The following is a 6,585-nucleotide window of genomic DNA, read 5'->3' on the forward strand; positions in this document are numbered from 1 at the left end:
TAACAATCATCTGTGTGGACACTACGAACAAATAAGTTCTAAATCGTATAAGGAGGTGATCCAGCCCCAGGTTCCCCTAGGGCTACCTTGTTACGACTTCACCCCAGTCATGAATCACTCCGTGGTAAACGTCCTCCCGAGGGTTAGACTATCTACTTCTGGAGCAACCCACTCCCATGGTGTGACGGGCGGTGTGTACAAGGCCCGGGAACGTATTCACCGCGTCATTCTGATACGCGATTACTAGCGATTCCGACTTCATGGAGTCGAGTTGCAGACTCCAATCCGGACTACGACGCACTTTAAGTGATTCGCTTACTCTCGCGAGTTCGCAGCACTCTGTATGCGCCATTGTAGCACGTGTGTAGCCCTACACGTAAGGGCCATGATGACTTGACGTCGTCCCCACCTTCCTCCGGTTTATCACCGGCAGTCTCCTTAGAGTTCTCAGCATTACCTGCTAGCAACTAAGGATAGGGGTTGCGCTCGTTGCGGGACTTAACCCAACATCTCACAACACGAGCTGACGACAGCCATGCAGCACCTGTATCAGAGTTCCCGAAGGCACCAAACCATCTCTGGTAAGTTCTCTGTATGTCAAGTGTAGGTAAGGTTCTTCGCGTTGCATCGAATTAAACCACATGCTCCACCGCTTGTGCGGGCCCCCGTCAATTCATTTGAGTTTTAACCTTGCGGCCGTACTCCCCAGGCGGTCTACTTAATGCGTTAGCTTTGAAAAACAGAACCGAGGCTCCGAGCTTCTAGTAGACATCGTTTACGGCGTGGACTACCGGGGTATCTAATCCCGTTTGCTCCCCACGCTTTCGTACATGAGCGTCAGTGTTGACCCAGGTGGCTGCCTTCGCCATCGGTATTCCTTCAGATCTCTACGCATTTCACCGCTACACCTGAAATTCTACCACCCTCTATCACACTCTAGTTTGCCAGTTCGAAATGCAGTTCCCAGGTTGAGCCCGGGGCTTTCACATCTCGCTTAACAAACCGCCTGCGTACGCTTTACGCCCAGTAATTCCGATTAACGCTCGCACCCTCCGTATTACCGCGGCTGCTGGCACGGAGTTAGCCGGTGCTTCTTCTGTCAGTAACGTCACACATGATGGGTATTAACCACCACGCTTTCCTCCTGACTGAAAGTGCTTTACAACCCGAAGGCCTTCTTCACACACGCGGCATGGCTGCATCAGGCTTGCGCCCATTGTGCAATATTCCCCACTGCTGCCTCCCGTAGGAGTCTGGGCCGTGTCTCAGTCCCAGTGTGGCTGATCATCCTCTCAAACCAGCTAGGGATCGTCGCCTTGGTGAGCCATTACCTCACCAACTAGCTAATCCCACTTGGGCCAATCTAAAGGCGAGAGCCGAAGCCCCCTTTGGTCCGTAGACATTATGCGGTATTAGCAGTCGTTTCCAACTGTTGTCCCCCACCTCAAGGCATGTTCCCAAGCATTACTCACCCGTCCGCCGCTCGTCAGCAAAGTAGCAAGCTACTTTCTGTTACCGCTCGACTTGCATGTGTTAGGCCTGCCGCCAGCGTTCAATCTGAGCCATGATCAAACTCTTCAATTAAAAAGTTTTATGTCTTTCGACAGCTCAATGAATTCTGAATTTATTTTAATATCTTTCGATATTGAATTGACTGTGCCGAATAATTACCGAAATAACTATTCTGTTGGTCACTCAGTTTTCAATTGAGACTCTAATTTGTTTGCCTCGCTACCTAAGTAGTTTGGCTGTTAGAACTCAATCTGTACGAGTGCCCACACAGATGATTGCTTTATATTGTTAAAGAACGTTGCGATTATAAAGTCAAACTTTATCTCGCTAGGGCTGCGCATATTACGCTTTCCTATTTTTTTGTCAACACTTAAATTTAAACTTTCTAAAAAGATTCAAACTAAGTTTTACTTAACACCCTGAGTTGTTCGTGCCTCGCTATGCGTTGGCGTTTCCCGTCTCAGTGGGTCGCATTATAGGGAGATCCGAAAACAGATCAACCCTTTTTTGAAGAAAACTTGAAATAATGTGCTGTTCGCTGAGTATTTGAGCTAAACACGTTAAAAATACAACATAACTAGCAAATTATTAACAACTAAAGGTGTTTAAACTTCACTAATATTAAAAGTAAGCTTAAACGATCTTCATATAAAGACTTACACCCCATATGATCAATACGATCGTTAATGAAAGTGTTACGGCTGCAGATCCCATATCTTTGGCTCTACCTGACAATACATGCAATTCTGTACTTACTCGATCTGTTAATGCTTCAATGGCAGAGTTTAGCAATTCAACAATTAGAATAATAAGCAGTGAGCTAATTAGTATTGCCCAGTGTAATAATGATGAAGCAAGCCAAAATGAAGTGAGGAATAATATAAGGCTTAGTAATAGCTCTTGTCTAAATGCAGCTTCTTCTTTAAATGCTGCTTTAAAGCCAAGATAGGAGCAATAGGTTGCTTTGAAAACGCGTTTGAGGCCTAAGCCATTTGGTTTTAATACATCTTTCATTAATAAACTCTATGAATGAAGGTCAAAATAAAGCCCCGCACTGCGAGGCTTTTTATTTATGCTACGCCGTATTGATCACGGTAAGCTTTAACTGAGGCTAAATGCTCGCCCATCGTTCCTTGGTTTTCAAGGTAGCTAATAAGGTCTGCTAATTTTACAATAGAAATTACTTTGGTATTAAAGTCGCGTTCAACTTCTTGAATAGCTGATAACTCGGCTTTACCTTTTTCTTGGCGATCTAATGCAATTAAAACACCACTAAGGTCTGCACCATTTTGTGCAATAATTTCCATAGACTCACGAATAGCGGTACCTGCGGTAATTACATCATCAACTAGCATTATTTTGCCATTGAGTTCTGAGCCTACTAATGTACCACCTTCACCGTGTGCTTTTTTCTCTTTACGGTTAAAACAGTACGGTACATCTTTATCATGGTGATCTGCTAATGCAACTGCCGTCGTTGTCGCTATTGGGATACCCTTATACGCGGGACCAAATAGTACATCGTACTCTATCGCTGAATCTTCTAATGCTGATGCATAAAAACGACCTAAACGTGCTAAGTCACGACCTGTATTAAACAAACCGGCATTAAAAAAGTAAGGACTTATGCGCCCTGACTTTAAAGTAAACTCACCAAATTTTAATACCTGCTTCTCTAGAGCAAATTCTATAAACTCTTTTTGATAATCTTTCATATCTAGTGGCCTACCTATTTATGCTAATGCTTGCTTTTGTACGTCAATGATTTCACGAATAGAATGTTTAGCTAAAGTAAGTAACTCATCTAGCTCATCAAACGAGAAAGGTTCGCCTTCGGCTGTACCTTGAATTTCTATAATTTTACCTGTTTCGGTTAAAATTACATTCATATCAGTTTCTGCTGCTGAATCTTCAATATATTCTAAATCGCTAATTGCTTGGCCTTTATATATACCTACCGAAATAGCTGCAATCATATGCTTAAGTGGGTTTGAGTTAATCATACCCTTTGCACGCATGTGCGTTAGTGCATCAACAAGTGCAACACATGCACCACTTATAGAAGCAGTACGTGTACCGCCATCTGCTTGGATTACATCACAGTCAATAGTGATTGTGTTTTCGCCAAGTGCTTTTAAATCAACGGCAGCACGAAGTGCACGTGCAATTAAGCGTTGAATTTCCATAGTACGACCGCCCTGCTTACCACGTGCAGCTTCTCGAGCATTACGCGTATGCGTTGCTCGCGGTAACATACCGTATTCAGCATTGATCCAACCTTTACCCTGACCTTTCATGAAACGAGGAACGCCCGATTCGACAGTCGCTGTACAAAGTACTTTGGTGTTACCAAACTCAACAAGTACTGAGCCTTCAGCATGCAAAGTATAATTACGTGTAAATGTAACAGGTCTAATTTGGTTAGGTGTTCTTTCGCTTGGACGCATTGACGATCCCCTTAATTCAGAATTTGCGACATTATAAGTGTATGTGGGTATAGATACCATGCTGATTTAAATAAATAGCTGTATGCAAAATATTCAGTGTATTAAATTTTCCCTAGAGCTTAAGCGGTGTTACGGTATAATCATCGTAATATTGTATTTATAAATTTAGGAAAATATCCATGATCCACAGTATGACAGCTTATGCGCGTCGCGAAATAAAAGGCGATTGGGGAACTGGCACTTGGGAAGTTCGTTCAGTGAACCAGCGTTACCTTGAAACATTTATTCGCGCACCAGAGCAATTTCGTGGCATGGAGCCAGTTATTCGTGAGCGTTTACGCAAACACTTACAACGCGGTAAAGTTGAGGTTTTTTTAAAGTTTGTAGCAAATCCTGCCCATGTTGGTGAGCTATCAATTAACCAAGCCCTTGCTGAGCAACTTATAAATAGCGCTAAATGGGTTCAACAGCAAAGTAATGGCGACATTAATCCTGTTGATATATTGCGTTGGCCTGGTGTTATGGAAGCTGAAGAACTTGATATGGATAGCGTTAATACAGCACTAATTGCTGGTCTTGATCAAGTAATCGAAGATTTTAAATCAGCTCGTGGCGATGAAGGTGCAAACCTTGAAGAAATGATAGCAATCCGCCTTGATGCGATTTTAGAGCAAGTAGAAATTGTAGAAACGCATATGCCTGAGATTGCTAAGTGGCAGCGTGAAAAACTGGCTCAAAAGCTAGAAGACTTAACAGCAAACATTGACGAGTCACGCCTTGAACAAGAACTTATTTATCTTGCTCAAAAACAAGATGTAGCTGAAGAATTAGATCGTTTAAAGTCTCACGTTAAAGAAACTAAAAAAATCCTTAAAAAAGGTGGCGCATGTGGCCGCCGCCTAGATTTTATGATGCAAGAATTTAATCGTGAAGCTAACACGCTAGCATCTAAGTCTATCAATAGTGACATCACTAATGCCGCTGTAGAGCTAAAAGTATTGATTGAACAAATGAGAGAACAAATTCAAAATATTGAATAGTTTTCAGCTAATTATGGCATATTCATAACTTATCAAAACCCGGGCTAGGCTCGGGTTTTTTATTAATACCAATAATATTTTGAATGTTTTTACCAAGCATCTTCATCTGATGTGAGATTCTCACCTTCAAATCACTCTTTATTTTAGTAACAATTAGCTAGGCTAATAATTACGCTTTGAACGTTACTACAACGCACCTACGCCTAAAGTAAGAGCGCCACCTTCATATGACACTCTATTCTAGATATTAAAAAGCCCGAGACTAAGCTCGGGCTTTTTGGTAATAATTAGCTAGGCTAATAATTACGCTTTGAACGTTACTACAACGCACCTACGCCTAAAGTAAGAGCGCCACCTTCATATGACACTTTATTTTAGACATTAAAAAACCCGAGACTAAGCTCGGGTTTTTTGGTAAAAATTAGCTAGGCTAATAATTACGCTACGATAGTTGCTACAACACCAGCACCTACAGTACGACCACCTTCACGGATAGCAAAACGAAGACCTTCATCCATCGCGATTGGTGCGATTAGAGTTACTGTCATCTTGATGTTATCACCAGGCATTACCATTTCTACGCCATCTGGTAACTGTACGTCACCTGTTACGTCAGTTGTACGGAAGTAGAACTGTGGACGGTAACCTTTGAAGAATGGAGTATGACGACCACCTTCATCTTTCGAAAGTACGTATACTTCTGAAGTGAATGTAGTATGTGGGTTGATTGAACCAGGCTTAGCTAGTACTTGACCACGTTCAACATCTTCACGTTTAGTACCACGTAGAAGTGCGCCGATGTTTTCGCCAGCACGACCTTCGTCTAGAAGCTTACGGAACATTTCAACACCAGTACAAGTAGAACGAGTTGTATCATTGATACCAACAATTTCTACTTCGTCATTGATGCGGATGATACCAGCTTCAACACGACCAGTTACAACAGTACCACGACCCTGGATTGAGAAAACGTCTTCGATAGGCATGATGAAAGGCTTATCAATGTCACGCTCTGGCTCTGGGATGTAAGTATCAAGTGCGTTTGCAAGCTCAACAATCTTATCTTCCCACTCTTTCTCGCCTTCTAACGCTTTAAGCGCAGAACCAGCAATTAGAGGTAAGTCATCACCTGGGAAATCGTATTCTGAAAGAAGTTCACGAACTTCCATTTCTACTAGTTCAAGTAGCTCTTCGTCATCTACCATGTCACATTTGTTCATGAACACGATGATGTAAGGAACGCCAACTTGACGAGAAAGAAGGATGTGCTCACGCGTTTGTGGCATAGGGCCATCAGTCGCAGCAACTACTAAGATCGCGCCGTCCATTTGAGCAGCACCAGTGATCATGTTTTTAACATAATCGGCGTGACCAGGACAATCTACGTGTGCGTAGTGACGTGAAGGAGTATCGTATTCAACGTGAGACGTTGAAATAGTGATACCACGTTCGCGCTCTTCAGGAGCGTTGTCGATTGATGCGAAATCTTTAGCAACACCGCCGTATACTTTTGCAAGTACGTTAGTGATTGCTGCAGTTAGTGTAGTTTTACCGTGGTCAACGTGGCCGATTGTACCAACGTTTAC

General features: G+C 42.7%; 5 protein-coding genes and 1 rRNA gene. 1 reads left to right on the forward strand and 5 read right to left on the reverse strand.

Annotated features, from left to right (window positions below):
* Positions 1-48 precede the first annotated feature (48 nt).
* From L659_RS0116785 to rph, 4 genes are all read right to left on the reverse strand, one after another.
* Positions 49-1,584 (reverse strand): 16S ribosomal RNA (locus tag L659_RS0116785).
* Between the two features lie 561 nt (positions 1,585-2,145).
* Entirely contained in the window at positions 2,146-2,526 is a 381-nt protein-coding gene (locus tag L659_RS0116790) for a diacylglycerol kinase (RefSeq protein WP_024591295.1), read from the reverse strand.
* Positions 2,527-2,582: 56 nt separating this feature from the next.
* A complete protein-coding gene (gene pyrE, locus L659_RS0116795; RefSeq protein WP_007583381.1) occupies positions 2,583-3,227 on the reverse strand; it encodes an orotate phosphoribosyltransferase in 645 nt (214 codons plus the stop codon).
* Positions 3,228-3,245: 18 nt separating this feature from the next.
* Positions 3,246-3,959 (reverse strand): ribonuclease PH, encoded by a 714-nt coding sequence (gene rph / locus L659_RS0116800; protein ID WP_002958890.1) that lies wholly within the window; start codon positions 3,957-3,959, stop codon positions 3,246-3,248.
* 179 nt (positions 3,960-4,138) lie between these two features.
* Between rph and L659_RS0116805 the strand changes: the two genes are divergently transcribed.
* The gene (locus L659_RS0116805) at positions 4,139-4,999 is read left to right on the forward strand and encodes a YicC/YloC family endoribonuclease (RefSeq protein ID WP_024591296.1); all 861 of its coding nucleotides are present in this window, start codon (positions 4,139-4,141) and stop codon (positions 4,997-4,999) included.
* A 437-nt stretch (positions 5,000-5,436) separates the two neighbouring features.
* Here the strand turns inward: L659_RS0116805 and tuf are convergent.
* Positions 5,437-6,585 (reverse strand): elongation factor Tu (gene tuf / locus L659_RS0116815; RefSeq protein WP_024589504.1); only part of this gene is annotated, 1,149 nt, incomplete at its 5' end.

The organism is Pseudoalteromonas sp. S8-8 (assembly GCF_000497875.1).
Taxonomy (GTDB): Bacteria; Pseudomonadota; Gammaproteobacteria; order Enterobacterales; family Alteromonadaceae; genus Pseudoalteromonas; species Pseudoalteromonas arctica.

What these genes read in the sequence shown, in the direction of transcription:
- L659_RS0116790 (WP_024591295.1), bottom strand. Translation starts at nt 2,526, where the DNA reads ATGAAAGATGTATTAAAACCAAATGGCTTAGGCCTCAAACGCGTTTTC.
- pyrE (WP_007583381.1), bottom strand. Translation starts at nt 3,227, where the DNA reads ATGAAAGATTATCAAAAAGAGTTTATAGAATTTGCTCTAGAGAAGCAG.
- rph (WP_002958890.1), bottom strand. Translation starts at nt 3,959, where the DNA reads ATGCGTCCAAGCGAAAGAACACCTAACCAAATTAGACCTGTTACATTT.
- L659_RS0116805 (WP_024591296.1), top strand. Translation starts at nt 4,139, where the DNA reads ATGATCCACAGTATGACAGCTTATGCGCGTCGCGAAATAAAAGGCGAT.